Origin of the sequence: Aeromonas sp. YN13HZO-058, assembly GCF_001921245.1 — a bacterium.
Taxonomy (GTDB): Bacteria; Pseudomonadota; Gammaproteobacteria; order Enterobacterales; family Aeromonadaceae; genus Aeromonas; species Aeromonas allosaccharophila.
Genome location: NZ_MQSY01000062.1, coordinates 25239 through 49623, shown reverse-complemented (window position 1 = coordinate 49623; position 24385 = coordinate 25239). Strand labels below are relative to the sequence as shown.

Here is a 24385-nt window from a genome sequence, read left to right as displayed (position 1 = left end):
AGGAGCAGGAGGAGAACCAACGATGACCAGCGCCATATTCCTATGTGCGGCCCAGCCATCTCCGGGCGGAGATCTGAGGCTTTCCGAACCCGATTCACATCGGGAGTGGCAAGACGGGCGATTCTGCCGTTGTGGACAATTTAGTCAATCCGGCAAAATAGGAATGGTTATCAAATGGATTGGTCTGCTTGAAATTTATGCACAAAGATAGCGACAAAAAACACTATTGATAAATTAGGCAAAACCGTGTGGATTGTGGGCTCCATGACAGTGCCACCCACTATTCGTAGTCATGTTCATACGAATACATATCTGATGAAAAGATTGCGGGCCCAATCTACAAAGCGACAGGGCACGTCGCAACCTACCCGCAAAATGGCAACACCAGACGCTGTTGCGACAACAAATAGCCACGAAAAGCGATGCTCCCGACCAGATCGCCGGGAGCACCGTGAATTACGCAGCTGACGCTCGTCGGTAATGGTTAACGATCCACGCTTCGAAATCGGCCAGCATGCGGGTTTCCGACTCGCTGTTGTCGGCGATAAGCTCTGCGCCGTGCACCACCCGGATATGGGCGTCGAGCGGGGAACCCTCACCGGCGGCAGGGCGTTGCAGGGCTGCGGCCATGCAGGCTTGAGCCTGTTGCCACGCCTCGGCGGCGCTCAGGTTGCACGCATCCGCCAGCGGCACGGCGCTGAATCCCTCGCCGGTCAGGCTGCGCAGGGTCGCATCGTGGCTCATGCCGTTGCCAGGCCCCCAGTAGTGGGCGGCCAGATCCGGCCCGATGCGCGGGTTGTCGGTGAGGTAGCCATCACGTTTGAGGAAAAAGGCGCGGGTCTGCTCCACCGCCATCAGCGCCAGCAGGTAGCCGTGATAGGCGCAGGCCGACTCCTGATTAAGCAGGTGCGGAATGGCCAGCAACGGGCGCGGGCTCTCTACCCCGACTATCTTGCGCTCCCACTGGCGGGCCAGCGCCAACACCGCCTCGGGCGTGCGTTCGGCCTCATCCATGGCGTAGAGATCCCGCTCGAAGTAGGCCACCAGCGCGATCTGGCGCTCGTTGAAGGCCCGAAATGGCTGGCGCGCGGCGATCATCTCCTTGATGAGGGCATCGGGAACTGCCTCTCCTGCAGCGTCTCGGGCGTAACGTTTGAGCCAGTCGGCATCGTCCAGCAGGCTGTCGCAGAACATCGACTGTGTCTCGGCATAGGCCATGGAGGTGGGCGGAAACTCCTGTGAGAAGCAGGGGGCGTTGCCGGTGACATTGGCAAAATGCGCGGCGTGTCCCCCCTCGTGGAACAGGGTGTTGAGGCCGTTCCAGCCGCTGCCCACCTGCGCCGGGTCGGCCAGGCTGGTGAAGTTGACCACTGCCGGCACCCACTCGCCCTGCTGGAAGAAGCTCGGCACCGGGCCATGGCAGAAGCCGTTCTCGTATTTCCCCTCTCGGGTCAGCAGGTCCAGCGTCAGGGTCGCCCCGCGATACTGGATGCCGAGACGGCGGAAGCTCTCGACCCAATCCTGCAGCGCCCGCGAGAAGGGCACGTAAGGATCGAGCTGGCGGGTCACATCGCCGCTCACGCTGTAACGCAGGTTGTGGGGTAGCAGGGCCGCCTCCCCCTTGGCCGCTTTCAGCTCGGCGAGGCTCTGCTGCAGCCGGTCGTCGGTGCGGGCAATGAAGTCGTCGAGGATGGTGAACAGCTGCGCCGGGCTCATCTGCTCGTTCTTGCGCACCTTGTAGTCGAAGTAGTCGCGATAGCCCATGGCGCGGGCAAAGCGGTTGCGGATCGCCACCACCTCGAGAAAACCGTTGCCGACCACCCACTGCTCCAGGGTGTGGAACATGGCGAGCGCGCTCTGGCGCACCGCCTCGTTCGGGCTGGCGGCCAGCGAGGTGCTGGCGGCGGGCAGGCTACCGGCCACCTGCTGGCCCAGCTCATCCAGCAGGGTCAGTTTCAGCCCCTTGCGGCGGGCAAACAGCTCCGCCTCGGCGGCCACCAGCTCGTCCATCAGGGCGGCGGCGGCCGGATCCTCGATGACATTGCATTCGAAGAAGGCGATCCAGCCTTGCAGACCGCGCTTGAGATCATCCTCATCGGCCTGCGCCAGCATCTCCCGCAACGCGGGCAGACGGGCCGGATTGGCACAGAACGCCTTGTAGGCCTGCTCGGCCGCAGTGAAACCGGCCTGATCGTCGCTGGTGCCCATATAGGTGGACCAGAACAGATCCTCCTTGTGCCTGTGTACCTGCAGGTAGTCGGCGTTGAGCTGGTTGAAGTAATTCCTGGCAATGGAACTCATAAATTCCCTCTTGTGATGGGATCACCCAGAGCGGGCCCCACTCCTTTTTTGATGAAATGCCAAATCATTCACACTCTTCGGCAAAAATTGCGCAGGGATGCGCCTGAACACGCTACCAAAAAGTGGGGCGCGCTGTCTGCTGGCTATACTGTTGTTCAAACGCTCATTAGAAAAGGTCGGCAAACGGCTGAAAGTAAATGAGTTGTTAACTTTGACAACCTGGCTGCAGCGGTACAGAGCCACCATAAAACGGGATAACGAGGGTTTAATCATGTTCAAGCTCGGTGATATCACCGTGAGCCGCAAATTGATCTTGCTGCTCACGTTGGCGTTTGTCGGTTTTGTCTCGCTGCTGTTCATCTCGGCCAACGCGCTCAAACTCAATCTGATGAGTGAGCGGGAGGCGCGGCTCAATGCGGTGCTGGGCCAGGCCATGAGCCAGATCCAGTTTCTGGCCAGCACCCTGCCAGCGGAGCAGGCCCAGCAGGAGGCGCGCAAGCTGCTGACCCACATGCGCTTTGATGGCAACAACTACCTGTTTGTCATCGACGAGAGCCGCAAGATGCTGGTGCATCCTATCCGCCCGGAACTGGTCGGCCAGACCATGGGAGAAGGGACGGGAGCCACCGCAGGACAGTTCTGGCACCAGATGGTCGACATCGCCCGCGGTGGCAAGCTGGGTACTCTGCAATATGTCTGGACCGGCCCGTCGGGCGAAACCGCTGACAAGCTCTCCATGGTCTCTGGTTATCAGCCCTGGGGCTGGATCCTCGGCTCCGGTATGTTGCTGCAAGATATTCAGCAGACCATCTGGGCTCAATACATGAAGATGGGCACCGCCACCGCCATCGCCATCCTGCTGATGGGGCTGCTGGGCTGGCGCATCACCCACTCTATCGTCGCCCCTCTCGGCCAGATCAACGACGCCATGCAGCGGGTCGCCAAAGGCGACCTGATGGTGAGCATTCCGGTACAGGGCAAGGATGAGCTGGGGGTGGTCGCCCGCTGCACCAACCAGAGTCTCGATGCCATCCGCCATGCCCTGCTGGAAGCCAGTCTGGGGGCCCGCAACGTTGCTGATGCAGCCCTGCGCATCGCCGCCTCTGCCGAGCAGACCAATCAGGCGGTCACCAGCCAGCGGGATCAGCTGGCCCAGCTCGCCACCGCCATGAACGAGATGAGCGCTACCATCTCCGATGTGGCCGGTCACGCCGAAAATACTGCGCGGGATACTCAAGAGGCCACCGGTGAAGCCGGGCTCGGTAACCGTGACGTGCACGCCAGCGTGCACGGCATCAAGGCGCTGGCCACCGAGGTGGAACAGGCCACCGTGCAGGTCAATCAGCTCAAGGAGGGGGTGATGCAGATCAGCGAGGTCACCGCCGTCATCAGCGCCATCTCCGAGCAGACCAACCTGCTGGCCCTCAACGCCGCCATCGAGGCAGCCCGGGCTGGCGAACAAGGCCGCGGTTTTGCCGTGGTGGCCGACGAGGTGCGCCAGCTGGCCAGCCGCACTCGCCAGTCTACCGAAGAGATCCAGAGCACCATCGCCCAACTGCAGCAACGGGCCGTCACCGCTGCCAACGCCATGGATACCAGCCGCAAACTGGCGGAGAGCAGCGTCAACCAGTCGCAGCAGGCGGGGCAGGATCTCACCCTGATCGTCAACCGCATCCAGCATGTGAGCGACATGGCGACCCAGATTGCCACCGCCGCCGAACAGCAGAGCATGGTCGCCGAGGATATGAACCGCAACGTCAGCGGCATCAACGACTCGGCGCTGGAGATGTCACAGTCCGCCTCGCAACTGGCGCAGGAGAGCGAGCTGCTGGCCGGTCTCTCCCGCAGCCTGGATGAGCGGCTTGCGGTATTCAAACTGGGCAAGGCGTCAACCGCAGCCCCGATGATGGCGCCCGTACCTCACGCCTCAGGCGAGCAGCGCGCCCGTCACTGACGGCGTCAACCCGTGTCGCCTTGTCACCCGACCTGCCAGCCCGACTGGCAGGTTTTTTTTCGCCCGCAACACGCAATCAGCATGCATCTTATCGGCATATTCAACGGGGTTCGGCACAGTTCACCAACTATAGAACGTTTTAAAAACAACTGGTTAGGATTGGCAGCACTCCGTTTGATGGCGTATTTAAACATTTAACTTCAAATAATTAATCAATGAGGTGCACAATGCTGATGGCCGAACATGTGGCCCATCAATACCCATCCAGTCATTTGGCAAACTGACCGAAAGGTCGGGACGCAAAGCCTCCGGTCTACAGACATGTTGTCCAGGATAGCGGGGTTGCCACACGCCAGTGTGCATCGGGGAATCCCCCGGCCAACTGACTGCCCACATCTGTCGAACAGAGGAATGTATGGCAGCAAAAATCCAACTCAATCACATCGCCGCGGTGCTGGCGCTGCTGGCCAGCGGCAGCGCCCTTGCGCATGGCTACATCAAGCAGCCCGAGAGCCGCAACTACCTGTGCAACACCGGCGGCAATAGCCAGTGTGGCGGCGTGCAATGGGAACCGCAAAGCGTGGAGGGCCCCTCCGGCTTCCCGCAAACCGGCCCGCAAGATGGTCAAATCGCCTCGGCGGGCAGCCCGCGCTGGAGCGAGCTGAACATCCAGACCAGCGATCGCTGGACCAAACGCGAAGTACAACCCGGCCCGTTTGCCATCAGCTGGACCTTCACCGCCAACCACGTCACCCGCAACTGGCGCTACTACCTCACCAAGCAGGATTGGAACCCCAACCAGCCGCTCACCCGCGCCTCGTTCGACCTGACCCCCTTCTGCGTCATCGACGGCAACATGGTGCAACCGCCCAAGCAGGTGACCCACAACTGCACCCTGCCGGAGCGCAGCGGTTATCAACTGATCCTCGGCGTGTGGGAAGTGGGCGACACCAGCAACAGCTTCTACAACATCATCGATGCCAAGTTCAAAGATGGCAGCCAGCCGCCGCTGGAGTGGAGCCAGGCAGGCACCATCTACCCCTCCATCGACCTCGCGGTGGGTGACAAGGCGATGACCCGGGTATTCGATACCAACGGCGAACGTCCCGAACTGCAGACCGTGCTGATCATCGCCACTGCCGAGCAGGGCCAGAAGAACAACTGGGCCCACGCCCTCGCCAGCAAGATCAACGCCGAGCAGAGCCAGATCCGCGCCGGTCAGCAAGGGGCCGATGGCCAGTTCAATCCGATCTACGGCATGAACCCCGTCTATCTGAAACGCGACAGCAAACTGGAGCGGGTCGAGATTGACCTGCAACAGCAGCAACCGCCTGTGGTGGACAGCATCAGCGTCAGCGGTCTGGCCAGCGACTATGTGCTGGACAACGGCAAGGCAACCCTGGACTTTACCGTCACCGCACAGGGCGATCTGGCCGTTTCCAACACCCTCTATGATCACGGCGGCGTCGCCAGGGGTGAAAGCCGTGCAGATATCAAAGACAGCAGCCACACCTTCACCATGGCTCTGGAAGGGCTCACGGCAGGTCACCACCAGCTGGTGATCAAGGCCACCCCGAAAGCGGGTGGCGAGACCCTCCAGCAGACCCTGGATCTGATGTTCAAGGAGCAGAGCAGTGGCGGCGACTACCAGTTCCGCTTCCCGAACGACATCAAGTCCTACACCGCTGGCACCAGGGTGTTGCAGCCGAAAAACGGCAAGATCTATCAGTGCAAGCCCTTCCCCTACAGCGGCTACTGCGTGCAGTGGGCCACCACCGCCACCCACTATGAGCCGGGTGTCGGCTCCCACTGGCAAGATGCCTGGATTGAGCTGAACTGATCCGCGCAAGCGCAACCATAAAAAAAGGCGTCCCCCCGAACGGGGGACGCCTTGAAAGGCCAAACCTTGCGGTTTGCAGACCAACGGAACCAAGACATCACTCTTCACTTACTTCACACACTCAACACACTCTTCAGAACAGGGCTTGTCCATTAACCCTGCCATTTTCCTCCTTCGACGATCACATCGTTGGGATCTGTATCGGCGCTCAACTTGTCACGCACATACTGGTCATAGAGCTTGAGCAGGTATTTCTCTTCCCCCAGCTTGGCGAGACGGTCGTTGACCCAGTCACGCAGCTCGATATTGCCCTTCTTCACCGCCGGGGCGATGGGATCTTCCGAGCCCAGCTTCTCGGGCAATACCCGGTAGCCCGGATTCTCCTTGGCCCAGCTGAACAGCACCAGATTGTCCTGGGCGTAGGCGTCACCGCGCCCCTGCGCCAGCGCTTGCAGGGATTCGGTATTCTTCTCGAACTTGAGCACCTTCCACTCCGGATGGTTGCGGGTCAGCCAGATGTCGGCCGTGGTGCCGGTGGTGACGATCAGGGTCTTGCTGGCCAGATCATCGAGCTTCTTGGCCGGACTCCCTTCCGGCACCAGCACCTGTACCGCCACTCGCAGGTTCGGGTTGGTGAAATCCACCACCTCGCGCCGCTCCGGGGTCACCGTCATATTGGCGAGGATCAGATCCACCTTGTCGCTCTGCAGGAAGGGGATGCGACTGGCGGGCTCCACCGCCACGAACTCGATCTTGTTCTCGTCCCCCAGCAGGTCCTTGGCGAAGCGGCGACCCAGATCCGTGTCAAAACCGACATAGTTCCCCTTCTCGTCCACATAGCCAAACGGTGGTTTGTCGGTGAAGACGCCGACGATGAGCTTGTCCCGCGCCTTGATCTTGTCGAGGGAACCGTCCGCCGCATGGGCAGCGCCGCTGGCGAGACCCAGCCCCAACAAGGCACTAAACAGAACCGAGGTTATTTTTTTCATGCTGACTCCTTTCGTTTGATGACATTTGTATAAGAAAACTTGGCGAGGAACTGGCGCGCACGCAGGCTCCCGGGATTGTCGAAAAATTGGTGGGGTGCGGCCTGCTCCAGAATGTGGCCGCCATCCATGAAGACGATGCGATCCGCCACCGCCCGGGCGAAGGCCAGCTCGTGGGTGACGATGAGCAGGGTCATGCCGCTGCCGGCGAGATCGCGGATCACCTCCAGCACCTCCTGCACCATCTCGGGGTCGAGGGCGGCGGTCACCTCGTCAAACAGCATCACCTGCGGGTTCATGCACAGCGCCCGCACGATGGCGATGCGCTGCTGCTGGCCGCCGGAGAGCTGGCGCGGATAGTCGTGGCGCCGCTCCCACAGGCCGATGCGGGTCAGCAACTGCTCGGCTTGCAGCCGCGCCTCTGCCCGCTCCCGCTTTTGCACCTGCAGGGGGCCAAGTAGTACGTTCTCCAGCACCGTCAGGTTGGGGAACAGGTGATAGCTCTGGAACACCATGCCGATCCGCTGGCGCACCCGCTGCCAGTCGGTGGCGCCATCCAGCAACACACCATCGAAGCGAATGTCGCCTCCCTGAATGGGTTCGAGCCCGTTCAGGGTGCGCAGCAAGGTGCTCTTGCCGCAGCCGCTCGGCCCCAGAATGACGATCACCTCCCCGGCGCGCACGCTGAGGCTGATCCGATCCAGCACCCGATTCGGGCCAAACTGTTTACTGACAGAGCCGAGTTCAAGCAGAGGTGTCATACCGCATTACCCCATTGTTGCTCCAGCCGGCGCGAGGCGAGCGAGAGCGGATAGCAGACCAGAAAAAAGAACAGGAACAGCAGACCGTAGATAAGCAGCGAGCCATAGGTGCGCTCGATGATCTGCTGGCCCACCTTGATCACCTCCACCACCCCGATCAGCACCGCCAGCGAACTGGTCTTGATGATGCGGGTGTAGATGTTGATGGTCGGCGGCGTCAGCCGCTGCAACGCCTGCGGCAGCAACACATGGCGATAGAGCTGCCAGGTCGAGAGCCCGAGCGCCAGCCCGGCCTCCTGCTGACCACGGGCGAGGGACTTGAGGCCACCGCGCACCACCTCCCCCACCTCGCTGGCCCCCCAGAGGGCGAGCACCAGCACGGCGCACCAGAAGGCCGGCATATCGAGGCCGAAAAAGATCGGCAACCCGAAGAAAAAGAGATAGAGCCACACCAGCACCGGCACTACCCGAAACAGCTCGAGATAAAGCCGCAGCAGCCCCCGCACCAACCGACCGCCCTGTTGCGCCAGCACGCCGTAAACAACACCGCCGAGGGTGGCAAACAGGATGGCCAGCAGCGAGATGGCGAGAGTCTGGCCTGCGCCCACCGCCAGCAGTGGCAGCGCCTGCGTCAGCTGCTCAGAGATCGAACTGGCCATATTGAGCCCTCCTTTCCTGCATCTCGGTGACGAGAGACGGTGACAGCTGGAAGATAAGTGCCCACATCGGGATCCTCGCCTGCATTAGCGATTCAGTGACCGAACTGACCATATTGATCCCTCCTTTCCTGCGTCTTGGTGACGAGAGACGGTGACAGCTGGAAGATAAGTGCCCACATCGGGATCCTCGCCTGCATTAGCGATTCAGTGACCGAACTGACCATATTGATCCCTCCTTTCCTGCGTCTTGGTGACGAGAGACGGTGACAGCTGGAAGATAAGTGCCCACATCGGGATCCTCGCCTGCATTAGCGATTCAGTGACCGAACTGACCATATTGATCCCTCCTTTCCTGCGTCTTGGTGACGAGAGACGGTGACAGCTGGAAGATAAGTGCCCACATCGGGATCCTCGCCTGCATTAGCGATTCAGTGACCGAACTGACCATGTAGCAGCCTCCTTTCAACGACTCGCAGAGCGAGGGAGAGCGGCAGAAAAATCAGCACGCACATCAAGGTCAGTACCGCCAGCATCTCGTAGGTCTTGTAGTAGAGGGCGATGTAATTCTTGGTGGTATAGAGCAGCTCTGGCACCGCCACTGCCGAAGCCACCGTCGTCTCCTTGAGCAGGAAGATGAAGTTGGCAAACAGCGCGGGCAGAGTGGCAAGCCAGGCCTGGGGCAGCTGCACGTGGCGCAGCAGTTGCCAGCGGGAAAGCCCAATAGCCCGGCCAGCCTCCAGCTGACTGGCGGGCACCGCCTCAATGCCTGCACGCAGCGCCTCGGTCAGATAGCCACCGCCGAGGAAGGTCATGGCGATCACCGCGGTGGTAAACCCGGAGAGCGACAAGCCCAGCGCAGGCAGCCCGAAATAGAGAAAGAACAGCTGGATCAGCAGCGGCGTGTTGCGGGCCAGCTCCACATACCCACGGATCAGCGCGCTGAGAGGCCGCTTGTGCAGGCTCAACAGCACCACATTGAGCAGGGCGACCGCCAGCGAGGTGAGGATCACCAGGGTTCCCAGTTGCAAGGTGACCCAGACTGCCTTGCCGAAGGCGGGCAGCGTCGTGACGATAAAGGGCAGATCCAGATTCATGCCGGGATCCTCCCGTCACGCTGCAGACGCTGGGGCAGCACAGTGATCGCGTCCGGGTACTTGATTCCGGCACCGGTATTGAGCACCACTACCCGCTCTCCCCCACGGATCCAGCCAGCCTCGCGCAGTTGACGCGCGGCAGCAAACGCAGCAGCCCCCTCCGGGCAGACAAAGCTCCCTTCGCGAGAGGCAAGCTGGCGGATCTCGCTCTGGATGGCCTTGTCATCCACCGCGATGGCGCAACCCTCGGTGCGATAGAGGGCATCCAGCACCAGAAAATCCCCCAGCGCCTTGGGTACATTGATGCCGAACGCCAGGGTTTGGGAGTCGGGCCAGAAGCTCGATTCGGTGGCTCTCTGTTGCCACGCCTGCACAATAGGCGCGCAGCCACTCGCTTGTACCGCGACCAGTCTGGGCAACGCCCCCTTGACCCAGCCCAGCTCCTGCAGCTCGCGCAGCGCCTTGTAGATACCGATAAGGCCGACCCCGCCGCCGGTGGGATAGAGGATCACATCCGGTAACGTCCAGCCCAGCTGTTCGGCAATCTCCAGCCCCATGGTCTTCTTGCCCTCAATCCGGTAAGGCTCCTTCAGGGTTGAGGCGTCAAACAAGGATTGCTCCGCTACCGCCTGCGCCACCTGGCGACCGGCATCGCTGATCAGGCCATCCACCAGATAGAGACGGGAACCGGCGAGGGAGGTCTCCAGCCGGGTGATGGCGGGGGCCGCCTGCGGCATCACTATGGTGCTGCGCAGTCCGGCGCGGGCACCATAGAGCGCCCATGCGGCACCTGCGTTGCCGTTGGTCGGCATGGCGAAGTGAGTGACACCGAGTTCACGCGCGCGGGAGATGCCCACCGCAGCACCACGGGCCTTGAAGGAACCGGTGGGAATGACGCTCTCGTCTTTCATCCAGAGATCCGGAATACCGATCTGCTTGCCCAGCGTGGGGAGTGGCAGCAGCGGGGTGAACCCCTCCCCCAGTGTCACGACGTGGGCGGGGTCGCGCACCGGCAACAACTCGTGATAACGCCACAAGCTGGCAGGGCGACCCAGTAATGCCGCCGGGTGCCATGCTCGCTTCAGCGCATCGAGATCGTAGCTGGCCAGCAGTGGCGCACCTGCCCGGCTCAGTTGCCAGGGCTGGTCGGCATCATGGATCTCGCCACTCTTGCTGCAGCGCAGATGTGATAGGTAGCTATACGGCATGCTTTATCCTGAATGGGTCGACTTTGGTCAGTTACTTATTCCATCCTGCAACCCAAGTACCGGATAACAAACAAAATTAACTGGCAAACCTAAGTGAAAAAATTCATATGAAGCCGTCTGTTTTCGCTAGCAATATCATCTGCCAGCAATAAAGTAAGGGGAGCCATTGGCTCCCCTTTTTGTCTTGTCTTCTCTTCCCATTCAAATCTGGAAGTCGAGGGCGGGCTCGCTGCCCATGGCGCGGGCCTGAATGTCCGCCAGCGCCAGCTCGGGGTTGCAGAGCTGGATAAACTGCCAGGCAAAATTGTGATGAAACTGCCCCTGTTTGAGGCCGATCCAGGCGGTATGCGGCGCAAACAGATGGCTGCCATCGAGCTGCACCAGCCCCTGATCGCGCTGGGCATCGAACGCCATGTCGGCCAGAATGCCGACCCCCATCTGTAGCTCGACATAGGTCTTGATGACGTCGGAGTCCTGCGCCGTCAGCAGGATCTGCGGCTCGATGCCCGCCTCGGCAAAGGCCTCGTCCACCCGCACCCGCCCGGTCAGCCCCGCCTGATAGGTGATGATGGGCCAGTTCGCCAGCGCCGCCAGGGTCAGCACCTGCTCGCCTGCGAGAGGGTGCTGCTCCGGCACCACGATATTGTGGTGCCAGCGGTAGTAGGGAAATGCCACCACCCCTTCGCTCTTGTCGAGCTGCTCGCTGCTGATGCCGATGTCCACCTCGCCGGTCTGCACCAGCCGCACTATCTCCTCCGGGCTGCCCTGACGCAGCTCCAGTTGTACCAGCGGGAACTGCTCGCGAAACGCCTTCACCACCCGCGGCAGGGCATAGCGGGCCTGGGTATGGGTGGTAGCCACCAGCAAGCGGCCCGAGTCGCGGTTGGCAAAGGTGCTGGCCAGTTTGCGGATATTGTTGGCGTCATTGAGAATGCGCTCGGCGATCACCAGCAGCTCCTTGCCAGGCTCGGTCATACCGAGCAGCCGCTTGCCGTAGCGGATAAATAGCTCGATGCCGAGCTCCTCTTCCAGCTCGCGGATATGGCGGCTCACCCCGGATTGGGAAGTAAAGAGCGCGTTGGCCACCTCGGTCAGGTTGTAATCCCGCCGCGCCGCCTCCCGGATAATACGTAACTGCTGAAAATTCACCTTGTCGCCTCCTGCGAAGGGTGGCGACACTGCTTGGTCAACACCCTCATTTTTTGTTATATGGCCGGGATCATGCCCGGCTAACAGCCTGAACCGGGCGGCCGTACCGCCCGCAACACCGCATCAAATCTGGTAATCGGGATAGAACTGCGCCTGTCTGGCCACCAGCCTCACCCCCTGACCCGGCGCAAACAGTTTGGCCGCCTCCTTGGTCAGCTCCGCCTCGTAGTGCGCCCCTTTGGTCTCACCATCACCGCGCAGCTCCACCCGAATGCGTGGCCCCATGGGCAGCAGGCGGGTGATGGTGGCGCGGATCCCGCCCGGCGCATCGGCTGGCAGGATCTCCAGCTCATGGGGACGGACATAGGCGATGGCGGCACTGCCGTGGGCCAGATGGGAAGCCGACGGCCCGCCGAGCAACTGCTCGCCGATGCCGAACCCCTGCTCGGCCACCCGACCGCGGAACTGGTTCACGCTGCCAAGGAAGCTGTGGACGAAAGAGCTGGCGGGCTGGTCGTAGACCTCGGCCGGGGTGCCGATCTGCTCGACCCGGCCGGCATTCATCAGCACCACCCGATCCGCCACCTCCAGCGCCTCTTCCTGATCGTGGGTCACGAACAGACTGGTGACGTGCAGTTCGTCGTGCAGCTCGCGCAGCCAGCGGCGCAGCTCCTTGCGCACCTGCGCATCGAGGGCGCCGAAGGGCTCGTCCAAGAGCAACACCTTGGGCTGTACCGCCAGCGCGCGAGCCAGCGCGACCCGCTGGCGCTGACCACCGGAGAGCTGGGTCGGATAGCGCTCGGCCACGTGGCTGAGCTGCACCAGATCCAGCAGATCCTTGACCCGAGCGCGAATGGCCGCCTCGGCCGGGCGCTCGCTGCGCGGTTTGACCCGCAGGCCAAAGGCTACGTTCTCGAACACCGTCATATGGCGAAACAGGGCGTAGTGCTGGAACACGAAGCCGACGTTACGCTCGCGCACATGGAGATCCGAGGCGTCCTCGCCGCGGATGATGACGCTGCCACTGTCGGCCTGCTCCAGCCCGGCGATAATCCGCAGCAGCGTGGTCTTGCCGCAACCGGAGGGGCCGAGCAGCGCCACCAGCTCACCGTCGTGAAAGTCGAGGTTGATGTCTGCCAGCGCCGCGTACTGATTGAAGTGCTTGTTGAGTTGTTGAACCTGAATGCTCATGGCTGCCTCTTTAATACGGTGATTCAGTGAGATTTGGTGGGCTGACCACGCAGCCGGGCCAACAGGGTTTCACCCAGCAGGGTGAAGATCCCGAACAGAGCCAGCAGGCTCGCCACCGCGAAGGCGGCGCCAGTCTGGTACTCGTTGTAGAGGATCTCGATATGCAGCGGCAGGGTATTGGTCTGGCCGCGAATATGGCCGGAGACCACCGACACAGCGCCAAACTCCCCCACCGCGCGGGCGGTACAGAGCAGCAGGCCATACATCAGGCTCCAGCGGATGCCGGGCAGGGTGACGCGCCAGAACATCTGCAAGCCACTCGCCCCCAGCATGATGGCCGCCTCCTCCTCTTCCGGGCCGCGCGCCTCCATCTGGGGCAGCAGCTCTCGCACCACGAAGGGCACGGTTATGAAGGTGGTGGCCAGAATGATCCCCGGCGTCGCGAAGATGATCTTGATGTCGTGCTCGCTCAGCCAGTCGCCAAACCAGCCGCGGCTGCCAAACAGCAGCACCAGCATCAGACCGGCGATCACCGGCGACACCGAGAACGGCAGATCGATGATGGTGATGAGCAGCTGGCGACCGGGGAAGCGGAAGCGGGCAATGGCCCAGGCCGCCGCGATCCCGAACAACAGGTTGAGAGGAACCGCGCAAAGTGTGACCAGGGCGGTCAGCCCGAGGGCACTCAGAGCATCCGGTTCGCTGATGGCGTGCCAGAAGAAGGCGAGACCCGGCGTCAGCGCCTGAATAAAGACGGTGGCCAGCGGCAGCAACAGCAGGGCGGCAAACCAGCCCAAACCGACCGTGATCAGCAGCCACTTGACCCACTGGGGTTCACGGATCACGACCGGTGCCTTGCGAACGGGGGTCGCCTCCACCGGGGCCACCTCAATGGCGATAGCAGATGAACTCATATCCGGCTCCCTCCGATGCGAGACCAGCTCCAGGCCTGCAACTTGTTGATTAGCAGTAACAAAATGAACGAAATCAGCAGCATCACCACGGCGATGGCGGAGGCACCGGCGTAGTCATACTCCTCCAGATGGCTCATGATCATCAGCGGCGCGATTTCGGAGACCATCGGCAAGTTGCCGGCGATAAAGATGACGGAGCCGTACTCCCCCACCGCGCGGGCAAACGCCAGCGCAAAACCGGTGAGCAGGGCAGGCACCAGGGTCGGCCACAGCACCCGCAGGAAGGTCTGCCAGCGATCGGCGCCGAGGCTGGCTGCGGCTTCTTCCTGCTCGCTCTCCGCTTCCCGCAGTACCGGTTGCAGGGTCCGCACCACGAACGGCAAGCCGATAAAGGTGAGCGCAATCACTACGCCGATGGGGTTGTAGGCGAGCTGGATGCCGAACGGCGCCAGCAGCTGGCCGATCCAGCCGTTGGGAGCGAAGATGGCGCACAGGGCGATGCCGGAGACGGCGGTCGGCATGGCAAATGGCAGGTCGATCAGCGCATCCACCAACCGACGACCGGGGAAGGTGTAGCGCACCAGGATCCAGGCCAGGATCAGGCCAAACAGGCTGTTGAGCAGTGCCGCGATAAAGGCCGCGCCGAAGCTCAGACGAAAGGAGGCGAGCACCCGGGGTGAACCGATCACCTGCCAGAACTCGGCGGCGGTGAGGTTGTTGACCGCAAACAGCACCAAGGCCGAGAGCGGCAACAGCACCAGCAGGCCCAGATAGAGCAGGCTGAACCCCAGGGTGGGGCCAAAACCGGGCAGGACAGAATAAGAACCAAATCGCATAACACATCCATCTGTTATGAAGAATTTTCGATATGGTGATTCTGCGCACTCTTCCAATCAGCAACAAACATCGTTTGCGACTTTGCTAATCACTTTTTTGTCTAACAACGGTAGGACAAGGCTTTTAGAGCGATCCAAATAAAAAAAGGTCTTTTATATAAATAAAAGACCTAAGAAATGGAGCAATACGGAGCGGAGCATTCAAAGAGCGGGGGCGTGGAGCCGCCAACGAACAACGTGTTCGCCACCCCTCCAACCACGTCACAGATAACTAGCGAAAACCGAGCTCGACCGGCCGGGGCGAAGCCACCTTGACCGGCGTCACCACCAGCTCGCCACGGCGATAGAGAGCACCCAGCAAATGCAGCCCCTGCAGCCAGTCCCCATGACCGGACTGGGCATTGATATGGCCCGCTTCACCGGCATCAAACAGCGGCACCTGCCACTGACGACTCCAGTATTCGGCCCGTTCAAAGCTCATCCAGGGATCGTTGCGGCTGGCCACCAGCTGGGCCGACACCTGCAGTGGCCCGGCCAATACCTCATCCGCAATGCCAAAACGGGCGGGATCGGCGGGCGCCACCAGAAAGATCGAGGCGACTTTCTCCGGCTGCAAGCGGGCCGCCGCGATGGCGGTCAGCGCGCCGAAGGAGTGGGCCACCAGATGGACCCGGCTGCGGCGACTCTTCAGCTTGCTCGCCAGCTTGGCACTCCAGACCCTGAGGTCCGGCTTGTCCCACGGCAGCCCGGTCATCCGCTGCCAGTGGGGAAAGTGATCGTGCCAGCGGCTCTGCCAGTGATCCGGCCCGCTGTTGTGCAGACCGGGAACCAGGAGGATCTTGTTCATCTTGGTGCTCCTATCGGCTGGCACAGGGGCCAGTGCTAAAGATGGGGTAAGAGCTTGTCAGCCTCAGCCACCCGGTTGATAAATCTGGTCAAACAGACCGCCCTGGGCGAAGTGTTTCTTCTGGGCCTTCTCCCAATCCCCTTCCAGATCCTTGACGGTAAAGAGAGCAAGCTGCGGGAACTGCGCCGCCGTCTCCTTCAGGATCGCCGGGTTGCTAGGGCGATAGTGATGTTTGGCGACAATATGCTGCCCCTCGTCAGAGTAGAGATAATCGAGATAGGCCTTGGAGACCGCCTCGGTACCGTGCTTCCTGGCCACCTTGTCCACCACCGCAACCGGCGGCTCCGCCAGAATGGAGACCGAAGGCACCACCAGTTCAAACTTGTCGCTGGCACCCGTCTGACCGAGCACCAGCAGGGCTTCGTTCTCCCACGCCAGCAGCACGTCACCAAGACCGCGCTCGGTAAAGCTGGTGGTGGCGCCACGAGCGCCGGAGTCCAGCACCTTCACGTTCTTGTAGAGATCGCCGACAAACTGCTTGGCCCCCTCTTCACTGCCGCTCTTCTTCAGGGCGTAACCCCAGGCGGCCAGATAGTTCCAGCGAGCCCCGCCGGAGGTCTTGGGGTTGGGGGTGACAATGGCGACATCCTTGCGCACCAGATCGTCCCAATCCTTGATCTGCTTGGGATTGCCCTTGCGCACCAGGAAGACGATGGTAGAGGTATAGGGCGCAGCGTTGTTGCCAAGGCGGCTCTGCCAGTCGGTGGCGGTCAATCCCGCCTTGGCGACGGCATTGACGTCGTAGGCGAGCGCCAGCGACACCACGTCAGCTTCCAGCCCATCCACCACGGCGCGGGCCTGTTTGCCGGAGCCACCGTGAGACTGGCTCACCACCACGTCGTCGCCGGTCTTCGCCTTCCACTCCTTGGCAAAGGCGGCGTTGTACTCCTGAAACAGCTCGCGGGTCGGATCGTAGGAGACGTTGAGCAAACGGATCTCGGCGGCATTGGCCTGGCCAAATGCCAGCAGGGAGAGCAGGGTCAGGGCGGTCATTCGCAGTTTCATGGTGATTCTCCATATCTTGTTGGGTTGAGAACAGCATGCCGTGGAGTTGTTATGCCCAGAAGGAAGAAATAACTCTTTGCTTATCTCTTTTGCTCATATCAGCCACTTGCACCGGGAGCCGGACGCAGACTCTGTGAGCCACGCCCCTCTGCCTCCTTACGCCCTGTGCCATCATGGGATCAGGCAGCAACAACGCGAAAAGGAAGCCGCCATGTGGATCAACGCCGAACCCGTCAATGGAGCCCTGGTCTCGCTGGCCATCGGTCTTATCATCGGGCTGGAGCGGGGCTGGCAGGTGCGCCAGCTGGGGGATAACCAGCGCATCGCCGGGATGCGGACCTACGGCCTTATCGGCCTGCTTGGCGGGGTGTGCGGTTTGCTGTTGCCCACCCTGGGCCCCTGGCTACCGCTGCTCGGCCTGCTGGCGGTGGTGGCCGGCTGCGGCCTCTCGGTCTGGCTGGCCCAGCGCTGGCAGGGGGAGTTCGGTCTCACCAGCTCGGTGGCCATGCTGCTCACCTACCTGCTCGGCCTGATGTCGGTGCTGCTCAGCCCGAGCGAAGCAGTCGCCTGCGCCGTGCTGGCCGCCCTGTTGATGGGTTTGAAGGGGCAGATCCAGCAGGGGATGCTGTTTCTGAGTGAAACCGAATTCCACGCCACCCTGCGTTTTCTGCTTATCTCGCTGGTGCTGCTGCCGGTGCTGCCCAACGAGGAGATGGGGCCCCTCGATGCCTTCAACCCCTTCAAGATCTGGCTGATGGTGGTGGTGATCGCCGGCATCTCGTTTTGTGGCCACTTCGCGGTGCGGCTGCTCGGCACCCGCTCCGGGCTGGTGCTCACCAGCATACTGGCCGGGCTGGCCTCCTCCACCGCCCTCACCCTGCAGTTTGCCCGCCTCAACAAGGAGCAGGGCGGGCTGGAACGACTGCTGGCCACCGGCATCCTGCTGGCGGGGGCCACCATGTGGTTGCGGCTGCTGGTACTGGTGCTGCTCATTCACAGCGAACTGGCGATGCGCCTCGTCGCCCCCCTGTTGCTGCTGGCCACCACAGTCTACGGCTTTGCCTTCTGGTTCTGGCGTCAGCGCGAGGAGCTGACCGACGGCCCGGTAAAACCGGAAACCAGCAACCCGCTCGATCTCGCCACCGCCATCAAGTTCGGCCTGCTGCTGGCGCTGATCGGCTTTATGGCCACCCTGCTGCAAGACAAGGTGGGCAACTCCGGGGTCTATCTGCTGGCGCTGGTATCGGGGATCACCGACGTGGACGCCATCACCTTGTCACTCTCCCAGCTCTCCCACAAGGAGCTGGCGCTGGAGGTGGCCGCTCGCGGCATCCTGCTCGCCGGACTGGTCAACTCGCTGGTGAAGGGGTTGCTGGCCCTCGGCATTGGCGGTCGCAGCCTGGGGCTACGAGTGCTGCTGCCCTACTTCGTCTCGGCCCTGCTGATCCTGCCCCTCGTCTGGCCAGCAGGATGACGGGGATCATCTGCCAGAAGTGACAGACTGACGCCTCTCGCGCTTGTCACGTATACTGCCCCCTCTTGCAGCATGAGGAGGTAGCAATGACGAGCGACTGGGACAAGGTACTGGCAGGCGGGGCACTGGATAGCCAGAGCGAGGAGATAGCCAACGATCGGATCCGCGGTCAGGCGCTGCTGGCCAAACTCAACGGTTCACCTGCAGGTGATGGCCCTCTGCGCCAGCAGATCTGCCGCGAGCTTTTCGGCCACTGCCCCGACTCCTGCTGGATCAGCACGCCGTTTACCTGCGAGTTTGGCCGCAACATCCATATCGGCGAGAAGACCTTCTTCAACTTCAACGTCACCATTCTCGATGTAGGCGAAGTGCACATCGGCAGCCATGTGCTGCTGGCCCCCAACGTGCAGATCTACACCGCCACCCACACCATGAACTATCTGGAGCGGCGCAACTGGACTGCCTACAACAAGCCGGTGCGGATCGGTGACGACTGCTGGATTGGCGGCGGCGCCATTATCTGCCCCGGCGTCACCATAGGGCCGCGCTCCATCATTGGCGCCGGTGCCGTGGTGACCCGTGACATCCCGGCCGACTCGGTAGCGGTGGGCAATCCGGCCAGGGTGATCCGCACCCTCAAGCAGGATGAGGAGCGCTGCTGGGAGCTGGCCCAATGATGGTACTGGCGCTGCTGCCACTGGGCGCCGTCCTCTGGCTCGGGCTCGGCGAGCAGCAGTGGTGGCCGCTGGCCATGCTGCTCACCATGAGCCTGCTGACGGTGGCCGCCTACGCCTGGGACAAACGGCAGGCGGTGCGCGGTGAGTGGCGCATTCCCGAATCCCGCCTGCATCTGCTGGAGCTGTGCGGCGGCTGGCCGGGGGCACTGGTGGCCCGCCAGTGGCTGCGCCACAAGACCCAGAAGCGCAGCTATCGGCTGGTCTTCTGGTTTATCGTGCTGCTGCACCTGACCCTGTGGGCGCTCTGGGTCGGACGACCACTCTGGCAACAATAGCCAACTGCATCACAAAGGCGAAACGGGCCCCATTGCGGCCAGTTGGCGGCTATGAGAAAACAGAGCTGATCCATCAGCGTTTTCGCCGTTTATGACGACCATATTGATAACGACAAGGAGTCGTGACATGACCATGTGGACAGGCATAGTCCTGATCGTATTTATCAGCGTATTGTTCGGATATCTCGGCAAGCGGGCCCGCTACCAGATGGGGGATGCCCGCATCACCGACCGCCTCGGCAAGCAGGATCTGGTCATCAAGGAGCTGCAGGAGCGGGTCGCCAATCTGGAGGCAATCGTCATCGAAGAGGAGAAGCGGCGCCCGTTCCGGGAGCTGTAATTTTTCGCCATCACTCTTCAGATAACCAGATTTCAGATAACCGAAGTTCAGATAAAGAGAGAGGGCTGCATGATGCAGCCCTCTGTCGTTTCTGCTTACTCAGATGGGCAGCGGCAGCAGTTCGGCGTAATCGCGGAACATACCGGGGAAAGCGGTGAGCTCCCCCATGCACCAGCCAACACCCGGCGCCCCGTCAGACGGTCAGCGGCAGCAACTCCGCATAATCGCGGATCGCCGGAAAAGCGGTAATGCTCTGCTCTGGCTTGCAGCTGTCCGGGTTCTGGATCGCCAGCTGATAGCCGATGCCATAGTCGGCGGCGGCCCGCAGGATCCGCTCGCTGTCATCCACAAACAGGGTGCGGGCCGGATCGAACGCCAGCCGCTGTGCCAGCGCCTGCCAGCAGTGCTGGCTCTCCTTCGACCAGCCCAGCTCGTGGGTGCTCACCATCAGATCCAGGTGGTCGGCAAGACCGAGCTGCGCGTCCTTCACCGACAGGCTGGCGGGGTGGGCGTTGGTGAAAAGTACCAGCTGCTTGCCCGCGGCGCGCAGCTCGGCCAGAAAAGGGATGGCGTGGGGGCGCCACTGGATCTTCGCCAGCAGCTCCTGCTTGAGGGCGCGAATATCGAGCCCCAGGGTCTCGCTCCAGTAATCCACGCAGTACCAGTTCAGGGTGCCGTTGACCGCCTGATAGTGCACCTCGATCTGCGCCTTTGCCTCAGCCAGCGGCAGACCGAGCCGCTCGGCGTAACGCTCCGGCACCAGCTGCTGCCAGAGGTGGTTGTCAAAGTGGAGATCGATCAGGGTGCCATCCATATCGAGCAAGACGGTATCTATCTGGTGCCAGGGCAAGGTGGTGGAGCGGGAGTGTGGCATCGGGCCTCTTGATCTCGGTGTCGCGGAAGAAATGGAGCGGCAGTATAGCGGATTTTTCCTCCCCTTTTGCCCTCCCTGGCCCGTGGTGTTCGGTGTGAGAGTCGTTTACTCTTGAAGCACGATTTTTTAACGAGCAGCCAGCGTCCGATGAGTGACCCCCACAAGAGCAAACCCGAGCACATCTCAGCCGACCAACTGGATCACCCCAAGAGCAAGCCGGAGATCCTCAAGGCCGATATCGTGGCCGAGAGCCGACTGTTCAAGGTGGAATCGCTACACCTCAAATTCTCCAACGGCGAAGAGCGGGTCTACGAGCGGATGCGCGGCGGCAACCGGGGCGCCGTCATGGTGGTGCCGCTGTTCGATGCCCACACCCTGCTGCTGGTGCGCGAATACGCCGCGGGCACCCACTCCTATGAGCTGGGCTTTCCCAAGGGGCTGATCGACCCGGGCGAGAATGCCTTCGAGGCGGGCAACCGGGAGCTGATGGAAGAAGCGGGCTTTGGCGCCAATAACCTGACCCTGCTCAAGCAGGTGTCGCTGGCGCCCGGTTACTTCTCCAGCCGGATGGATATCCTGCTGGCTCAGGATCTCTTCCCCGAGCAACGGAGCGGCGACGAGCCTGAGCCCCTCGAGGTGATCCCCTGGCCGCTGAACCAGATCGACGAATTGCTGGCACGACCCGACTTCACCGAGTCGCGCAGCATCAGTGCCCTGCTCTTGGCCCAGAAGTGGCTGGCGGAGCAGGCAGAGTAGCCCGCAGACGGGCAGTTAACAGACAGAGGATAACGAGATGCAGGAGTTGTTGGCCTGGGTGCCGGGGGTCAAGGAGATTGCCCGCGAAGCCGGAAGGATCCTTCACGACATCTATCACGGCGGTCAGTTCGAGCGTCAGCTGAAGGAGGATGCGACCCCGGTCACCAGTGCCGATCTTGCTGCCGATGCCTACCTCAAACAGGCACTGTCGGCGCTCACCCCCCATGTGCCAGTGCTGACCGAAGAGGCGGCCGACATCCCCTTCAGCCAGCGATCCAACTGGCGGCAGTATTGGCTGGTGGATCCCCTCGACGGCACTGGCGAATTTATCGCGGGCAGCGGCGACTTCGCCACCCTGATCGCCCTGGTGCGGGACAATGTGCCAGTGCTCGGAGTCATCTATGCCCCCGTGTCTGACGTGCTCTACTGGGCGGTGCGCGGCTACGGCGCCTTCAAGGAGGTGAACGGCGAGGTGCTGCCCATCAGTGCCATGCACCACGAGCATGATCAGCCCGACTCGCTGGTGGTGGCCATCAGCCGCCGCCAGAAGCTGGAGAACCTCACCCGCCGTCTCAACCCGGCCATCAACTACGAGCTGATCCCGCTTGGTTCCAGCTCCCTCAAATCCTGTCTGGTGGCGGAAGGGGCAGCCGATTGCTACGTGCGGCTCGGCCCCACCGGCGAGTGGGATACCGCCGCCGCCCAGTGCATCGTCGAGGCAGCCGGTGGCCGCATCCTCAGCCTGGCGTTGCAGCCGCTCAGTTACAACGAAACCGAGTCGCTGGAGAACCCGGACTTTATCGTGATGGGGGATCCGGATCTCGCCTGGGGCAGCATTCTGGCCCACTAGGCGGATAGAGCTGTCATCACACCAGACAAGCAGGCGGCCCGATGGCCGCCTGCTTTTTCAGGGTCGTTGTCCGGGGTGATGGCCGGTGTGATCCGCTGCCCAAGGCGCTTTTAAACAGTGTGATACGCTGGCAAAGCAGCAAAATGATAGTGAAACATCACAATCGGTCGGTGAGAAATGGTGCTATTTTTCATGTAATCCTGAAAACACCTAATTAGCCAAAATAAAAAAACGAGACCAGATAAAATTTTGGTTTTATATTTTGCAAAATAGATCAATTTCAGTTTTGTTGAATTCCGTGATCCAGATTCCATTCCCAATCTCACTGGCTAAAGCCTGCAATGGCAGTGATATGTTTCAGCCTCGCTTTTTGAGAATTAAATCCCGATAAACCACAATGAACTCAGATTAAAACACTGACAAAAAGTGAATTAGTAATGAGTTTATCTGTAGAGGCTACCAAGGAGCTATCCGGTTCCTGCTCCACCACGGCCAGCACCACCCGCTGGCGCCGTCACGACACCCACTGGGTCATCAGTCTGTTTGGTACCGCCGTTGGCGCCGGCATCCTGTTCCTGCCCATCAACCTGGGTCTGGGCGGGATCTGGCCCCTCGTCATCGTCGCGGTACTGGCAGGCCCCATGACCTTCCTCGCCCACCGCGGGCTGGCGCGCTTCGTGCTCTCCTCTTCACGTCCCCACGCCGACTTCACTGAAGTGGCGGAGGAGCATTTCGGCAAGATGGCCGGTCGCCTCATCTCAGCGCTCTACTTCCTCTCCATCTTCCCGATCCTGCTCATCTACGGGGTCGGACTGACCAACACGGTGGAGAGCTTCATGGTCAACCAGCTCGGCATGGCGGCTCCGGATCGGGTGATGCTCTCCGGCGTGCTGGTGTTCGCCATGATCGCCGTGATGCTGGCGGGTGAGAAAGCGATGCTGCGCGCCTTCGCCTTTATGGTCTATCCGCTGGCGGCCATTCTGGCGGCGCTCTCCTGCTACCTCATTCCCCAGTGGCAGTGGCCGGAAGTGACCGCGTTTGAAGGGGTCAGCTTCCTCAATACCGTCTGGCTGGCGCTGCCGGTCACCGTGTTCGCCTTCAGCCACGCCGCCGCCATCTCCGGCTTTGCCAACGTGCAGCGTCGTGAATATGGCGAGCAGGCAGAAGCCAAGAGCGGCCTGATCCTACGCAACACCACAGTGATGCTGGTGGGTTTCGTGCTGTTCTTCGTCTTCTCCTGCGTGCTGAGCCTCTCGCCCACGCAGCTGGCCGAAGCCAAGGCCCAGAACGTCTCAGTGCTCTCCTATCTCGCCAACATCACCGACAACCCGGTGATCGTGACTCTGGGACCGCTGATCGCCTTTATCGCCATCAGCTCCTCCTTCCTCGGCCACTTCCTCGGTGCCCGCGAAAGCCTCAAAAGCCTGATCGCCAAGCCCACCGGCCTGCCGCTGGCCAAGGCGGACAAGCTGGGCATCGCCCTGATGTTCTTCGCCATCTGGGGCGCCGCCGTCATCAACCCGGGCATTCTGGGACTGATGGAGACCCTCTCCGGCCCGGTCATCGCCATGATCCTGTTCATCATGCCGGTGATTGCCATCTACAAGGTGGAGGCGCTGGCCCGCTTCCGTCACGGCTGGACCAACGGCTTTATCCTGCTGACCGGTTCGCTGGCGGTATCGGCGCTGATCTTCAGCCTGCTGAAATAAGCACCACCCCGCGAACGGGGCTGCTGAAACGACAAGAGGCGACCCTGGGGTCGCCTCTTGTGCATGGCAAATCGCTTACTCTTTGTCGAAATCTTCGATCTCTTTGCCCAGCGCTTCCATGATGGCGCGCGCTTCGGCGGGGACGCTATCCGGATGATCCTTGCGCAAGTCTTCGTCGCAAGGGAGCGGCTGGCCGGTGAAAGCGTGCAGGAAGGCTTCACAGAGCAGCTCGCTGTTGGTCGCATGACGCAGGTTGTTCACCTGACGGCGGGTGCGCTCATCGGTCAACACTTTCAACACCTTGAGCGGGATCGAGACGGTAATCTTCTTGACCTGTTCGCTCTTCTTACCGTGTTCCGCGTAGGGGCTGACGTAGTCGCCGTTCCACTCTGTTCCCATGACTCACCTGTTCTCATTTAGCCGTGAGCGCGGATTTTAACCCTTAAGGAAATTAATGGCAATCCAACAGCAAAGCCATTTAGACGTCTGGAAGTGTTGACGGCTTTTTTGTGCTGGCGTAAGGTGGTTCACCATAGGCCAGTAATGGCAGGATCGCCGTGGCGCA

The 24385-nt window shown here is 61.5% G+C and carries 23 protein-coding genes and 2 riboswitches; of the genes, 9 read left to right on the top strand and 14 right to left on the bottom strand.

Annotated elements, in window-relative coordinates; genetic code table 11:
* Positions 1 to 42: 42 nt before the first annotated feature.
* A riboswitch (cyclic di-GMP riboswitch) is annotated at positions 43 to 120 on the bottom strand.
* A 336-nt stretch (positions 121 to 456) separates the two neighbouring features.
* Positions 457 to 2301: a M3 family metallopeptidase gene (locus BSP75_RS16120; RefSeq protein WP_075113867.1), complete on the bottom strand. Its 1845-nt coding sequence runs from the start codon at positions 2299 to 2301 to the stop codon at positions 457 to 459.
* 271 nt (positions 2302 to 2572) lie between these two features.
* Between BSP75_RS16120 and BSP75_RS16115 the strand changes: the two genes are divergently transcribed.
* Positions 2573 to 4255: a methyl-accepting chemotaxis protein gene (locus BSP75_RS16115; protein ID WP_058053908.1), complete on the top strand. Its 1683-nt coding sequence runs from the start codon at positions 2573 to 2575 to the stop codon at positions 4253 to 4255.
* A gap of 264 nt (positions 4256 to 4519) precedes the next feature.
* Positions 4520 to 4605: riboswitch (cyclic di-GMP riboswitch) on the top strand.
* A gap of 65 nt (positions 4606 to 4670) precedes the next feature.
* The gene (gene gbpA, locus BSP75_RS16110) at positions 4671 to 6095 is read left to right on the top strand and encodes an N-acetylglucosamine-binding protein GbpA (protein ID WP_075113866.1); all 1425 of its coding nucleotides are present in this window, start codon (positions 4671 to 4673) and stop codon (positions 6093 to 6095) included.
* Positions 6096 to 6247: 152 nt separating this feature from the next.
* Here the strand turns inward: gbpA and BSP75_RS16105 are convergent, their stop codons facing one another.
* From BSP75_RS16105 to BSP75_RS16055, 11 genes are all read right to left on the bottom strand, one after another.
* On the bottom strand, positions 6248 to 7084 hold the full coding sequence (locus BSP75_RS16105) for a transporter substrate-binding domain-containing protein (protein ID WP_075113865.1): 837 nt from the start codon (positions 7082 to 7084) through the stop codon (positions 6248 to 6250).
* The gene (locus tag BSP75_RS16100) at positions 7081 to 7842 is read right to left on the bottom strand and encodes an amino acid ABC transporter ATP-binding protein (RefSeq protein ID WP_075113864.1); all 762 of its coding nucleotides are present in this window, start codon (positions 7840 to 7842) and stop codon (positions 7081 to 7083) included. The genes BSP75_RS16105 and BSP75_RS16100 overlap by 4 nt, the downstream gene beginning before the upstream one ends.
* A complete protein-coding gene (locus tag BSP75_RS16095) occupies positions 7839 to 8501 on the bottom strand; it encodes an amino acid ABC transporter permease (protein WP_075113863.1) in 663 nt (220 codons plus the stop codon). Before BSP75_RS16095 ends, BSP75_RS16100 begins: the two co-directional genes overlap by 4 nt.
* Positions 8502 to 8929: 428 nt before the next feature.
* Positions 8930 to 9595, bottom strand: a complete 666-nt coding sequence (locus BSP75_RS16090; protein WP_075113862.1) for an amino acid ABC transporter permease — start codon at positions 9593 to 9595, stop codon at positions 8930 to 8932.
* Positions 9592 to 10803, bottom strand: coding sequence for a threonine synthase (locus tag BSP75_RS16085; protein WP_075113861.1), 1212 nt, complete (start codon positions 10801 to 10803; stop codon positions 9592 to 9594). The genes BSP75_RS16090 and BSP75_RS16085 overlap by 4 nt, the downstream gene beginning before the upstream one ends.
* Positions 10804 to 11004: 201 nt before the next feature.
* Positions 11005 to 11952: an HTH-type transcriptional regulator Cbl gene (cbl, locus tag BSP75_RS16080; RefSeq protein ID WP_075113860.1), complete on the bottom strand. Its 948-nt coding sequence runs from the start codon at positions 11950 to 11952 to the stop codon at positions 11005 to 11007.
* Between the two features lie 123 nt (positions 11953 to 12075).
* On the bottom strand, positions 12076 to 13143 hold the full coding sequence (locus tag BSP75_RS16075) for a sulfate ABC transporter ATP-binding protein (RefSeq protein ID WP_075113859.1): 1068 nt from the start codon (positions 13141 to 13143) through the stop codon (positions 12076 to 12078).
* Between the two features lie 23 nt (positions 13144 to 13166).
* Positions 13167 to 14057: a sulfate ABC transporter permease subunit CysW gene (gene cysW / locus BSP75_RS16070; protein WP_075113858.1), complete on the bottom strand. Its 891-nt coding sequence runs from the start codon at positions 14055 to 14057 to the stop codon at positions 13167 to 13169.
* The gene (cysT, locus tag BSP75_RS16065; RefSeq protein ID WP_075113857.1) at positions 14054 to 14893 is read right to left on the bottom strand and encodes a sulfate ABC transporter permease subunit CysT; all 840 of its coding nucleotides are present in this window, start codon (positions 14891 to 14893) and stop codon (positions 14054 to 14056) included. Before cysT ends, cysW begins: the two co-directional genes overlap by 4 nt.
* Before the next feature lie 271 nt (positions 14894 to 15164).
* Positions 15165 to 15740 (bottom strand): alpha/beta hydrolase, encoded by a 576-nt coding sequence (locus tag BSP75_RS16060; RefSeq protein ID WP_075113856.1) that lies wholly within the window; start codon positions 15738 to 15740, stop codon positions 15165 to 15167.
* Positions 15741 to 15803: 63 nt separating this feature from the next.
* Entirely contained in the window at positions 15804 to 16805 is a 1002-nt protein-coding gene (locus BSP75_RS16055; RefSeq protein ID WP_075113855.1) for a sulfate ABC transporter substrate-binding protein, read from the bottom strand.
* A gap of 211 nt (positions 16806 to 17016) precedes the next feature.
* Here BSP75_RS16055 and BSP75_RS16050 point away from each other — a divergent pair, with 211 nt between their 5' ends.
* The 4 genes from BSP75_RS16050 (at position 17017) to BSP75_RS16035 (ending at position 19631) form a co-directional block, all read left to right on the top strand.
* Complete coding sequence (locus tag BSP75_RS16050; RefSeq protein ID WP_075113854.1) at positions 17017 to 18279, top strand: DUF4010 domain-containing protein; 1263 nt, start codon at positions 17017 to 17019, stop codon at positions 18277 to 18279.
* 86 nt (positions 18280 to 18365) lie between these two features.
* Positions 18366 to 18956, top strand: coding sequence for a sugar O-acetyltransferase (locus BSP75_RS16045; protein ID WP_075113853.1), 591 nt, complete (start codon positions 18366 to 18368; stop codon positions 18954 to 18956).
* Complete coding sequence (locus BSP75_RS16040) at positions 18953 to 19291, top strand: DUF1294 domain-containing protein (RefSeq protein WP_075113852.1); 339 nt, start codon at positions 18953 to 18955, stop codon at positions 19289 to 19291. Before BSP75_RS16045 ends, BSP75_RS16040 begins: the two co-directional genes overlap by 4 nt.
* A gap of 127 nt (positions 19292 to 19418) precedes the next feature.
* The gene (locus tag BSP75_RS16035; protein ID WP_075113851.1) at positions 19419 to 19631 is read left to right on the top strand and encodes a hypothetical protein; all 213 of its coding nucleotides are present in this window, start codon (positions 19419 to 19421) and stop codon (positions 19629 to 19631) included.
* A gap of 193 nt (positions 19632 to 19824) precedes the next feature.
* Here the strand turns inward: BSP75_RS16035 and yrfG are convergent, their stop codons facing one another.
* Complete coding sequence (gene yrfG / locus BSP75_RS16030; protein WP_075113850.1) at positions 19825 to 20505, bottom strand: GMP/IMP nucleotidase; 681 nt, start codon at positions 20503 to 20505, stop codon at positions 19825 to 19827.
* A 147-nt stretch (positions 20506 to 20652) separates the two neighbouring features.
* On the opposite strand from yrfG, the gene nudE reads away from it, so the two are divergent.
* The 3 genes from nudE (at position 20653) to BSP75_RS16015 (ending at position 23820) form a co-directional block, all read left to right on the top strand.
* A complete protein-coding gene (nudE, locus tag BSP75_RS16025; RefSeq protein WP_075113849.1) occupies positions 20653 to 21261 on the top strand; it encodes an ADP compounds hydrolase NudE in 609 nt (202 codons plus the stop codon).
* A gap of 37 nt (positions 21262 to 21298) precedes the next feature.
* A complete protein-coding gene (cysQ, locus tag BSP75_RS16020) occupies positions 21299 to 22111 on the top strand; it encodes a 3'(2'),5'-bisphosphate nucleotidase CysQ (RefSeq protein WP_075113848.1) in 813 nt (270 codons plus the stop codon).
* A 437-nt stretch (positions 22112 to 22548) separates the two neighbouring features.
* Positions 22549 to 23820 (top strand): aromatic amino acid transport family protein, encoded by a 1272-nt coding sequence (locus BSP75_RS16015; protein ID WP_075113847.1) that lies wholly within the window; start codon positions 22549 to 22551, stop codon positions 23818 to 23820.
* 75 nt (positions 23821 to 23895) lie between these two features.
* On the opposite strand, the gene metJ is transcribed toward BSP75_RS16015, so the two are convergent.
* Entirely contained in the window at positions 23896 to 24219 is a 324-nt protein-coding gene (gene metJ / locus BSP75_RS16010) for a met regulon transcriptional regulator MetJ (protein WP_005343046.1), read from the bottom strand.
* Positions 24220 to 24385: the final 166 nt, after the last annotated feature.

Excerpts from the sequence above, each read along its gene's own strand:
- BSP75_RS16120 (WP_075113867.1), bottom strand. The coding sequence starts at position 2,301 with ATGAGTTCCATTGCCAGGAATTACTTCAACCAGCTCAACGCCGACTAC.
- BSP75_RS16115 (WP_058053908.1), top strand. The coding sequence starts at position 2,573 with ATGTTCAAGCTCGGTGATATCACCGTGAGCCGCAAATTGATCTTGCTG.
- gbpA (WP_075113866.1), top strand. The coding sequence starts at position 4,671 with ATGGCAGCAAAAATCCAACTCAATCACATCGCCGCGGTGCTGGCGCTG.
- BSP75_RS16105 (WP_075113865.1), bottom strand. The coding sequence starts at position 7,084 with ATGAAAAAAATAACCTCGGTTCTGTTTAGTGCCTTGTTGGGGCTGGGT.
- BSP75_RS16100 (WP_075113864.1), bottom strand. The coding sequence starts at position 7,842 with ATGACACCTCTGCTTGAACTCGGCTCTGTCAGTAAACAGTTTGGCCCG.
- BSP75_RS16095 (WP_075113863.1), bottom strand. The coding sequence starts at position 8,501 with ATGGCCAGTTCGATCTCTGAGCAGCTGACGCAGGCGCTGCCACTGCTG.
- BSP75_RS16090 (WP_075113862.1), bottom strand. The coding sequence starts at position 9,595 with ATGAATCTGGATCTGCCCTTTATCGTCACGACGCTGCCCGCCTTCGGC.
- BSP75_RS16085 (WP_075113861.1), bottom strand. The coding sequence starts at position 10,803 with ATGCCGTATAGCTACCTATCACATCTGCGCTGCAGCAAGAGTGGCGAG.
- BSP75_RS16075 (WP_075113859.1), bottom strand. The coding sequence starts at position 13,143 with ATGAGCATTCAGGTTCAACAACTCAACAAGCACTTCAATCAGTACGCG.
- cysW (WP_075113858.1), bottom strand. The coding sequence starts at position 14,057 with ATGAGTTCATCTGCTATCGCCATTGAGGTGGCCCCGGTGGAGGCGACC.
- cysT (WP_075113857.1), bottom strand. The coding sequence starts at position 14,893 with ATGCGATTTGGTTCTTATTCTGTCCTGCCCGGTTTTGGCCCCACCCTG.
- BSP75_RS16060 (WP_075113856.1), bottom strand. The coding sequence starts at position 15,740 with ATGAACAAGATCCTCCTGGTTCCCGGTCTGCACAACAGCGGGCCGGAT.
- BSP75_RS16055 (WP_075113855.1), bottom strand. The coding sequence starts at position 16,805 with ATGAAACTGCGAATGACCGCCCTGACCCTGCTCTCCCTGCTGGCATTT.
- BSP75_RS16050 (WP_075113854.1), top strand. The coding sequence starts at position 17,017 with ATGTGGATCAACGCCGAACCCGTCAATGGAGCCCTGGTCTCGCTGGCC.
- BSP75_RS16045 (WP_075113853.1), top strand. The coding sequence starts at position 18,366 with ATGACGAGCGACTGGGACAAGGTACTGGCAGGCGGGGCACTGGATAGC.
- BSP75_RS16040 (WP_075113852.1), top strand. The coding sequence starts at position 18,953 with ATGATGGTACTGGCGCTGCTGCCACTGGGCGCCGTCCTCTGGCTCGGG.
- BSP75_RS16035 (WP_075113851.1), top strand. The coding sequence starts at position 19,419 with ATGACCATGTGGACAGGCATAGTCCTGATCGTATTTATCAGCGTATTG.
- yrfG (WP_075113850.1), bottom strand. The coding sequence starts at position 20,505 with ATGCCACACTCCCGCTCCACCACCTTGCCCTGGCACCAGATAGATACC.
- nudE (WP_075113849.1), top strand. The coding sequence starts at position 20,653 with ATGAGTGACCCCCACAAGAGCAAACCCGAGCACATCTCAGCCGACCAA.
- cysQ (WP_075113848.1), top strand. The coding sequence starts at position 21,299 with ATGCAGGAGTTGTTGGCCTGGGTGCCGGGGGTCAAGGAGATTGCCCGC.
- BSP75_RS16015 (WP_075113847.1), top strand. The coding sequence starts at position 22,549 with ATGAGTTTATCTGTAGAGGCTACCAAGGAGCTATCCGGTTCCTGCTCC.
- metJ (WP_005343046.1), bottom strand. The coding sequence starts at position 24,219 with ATGGGAACAGAGTGGAACGGCGACTACGTCAGCCCCTACGCGGAACAC.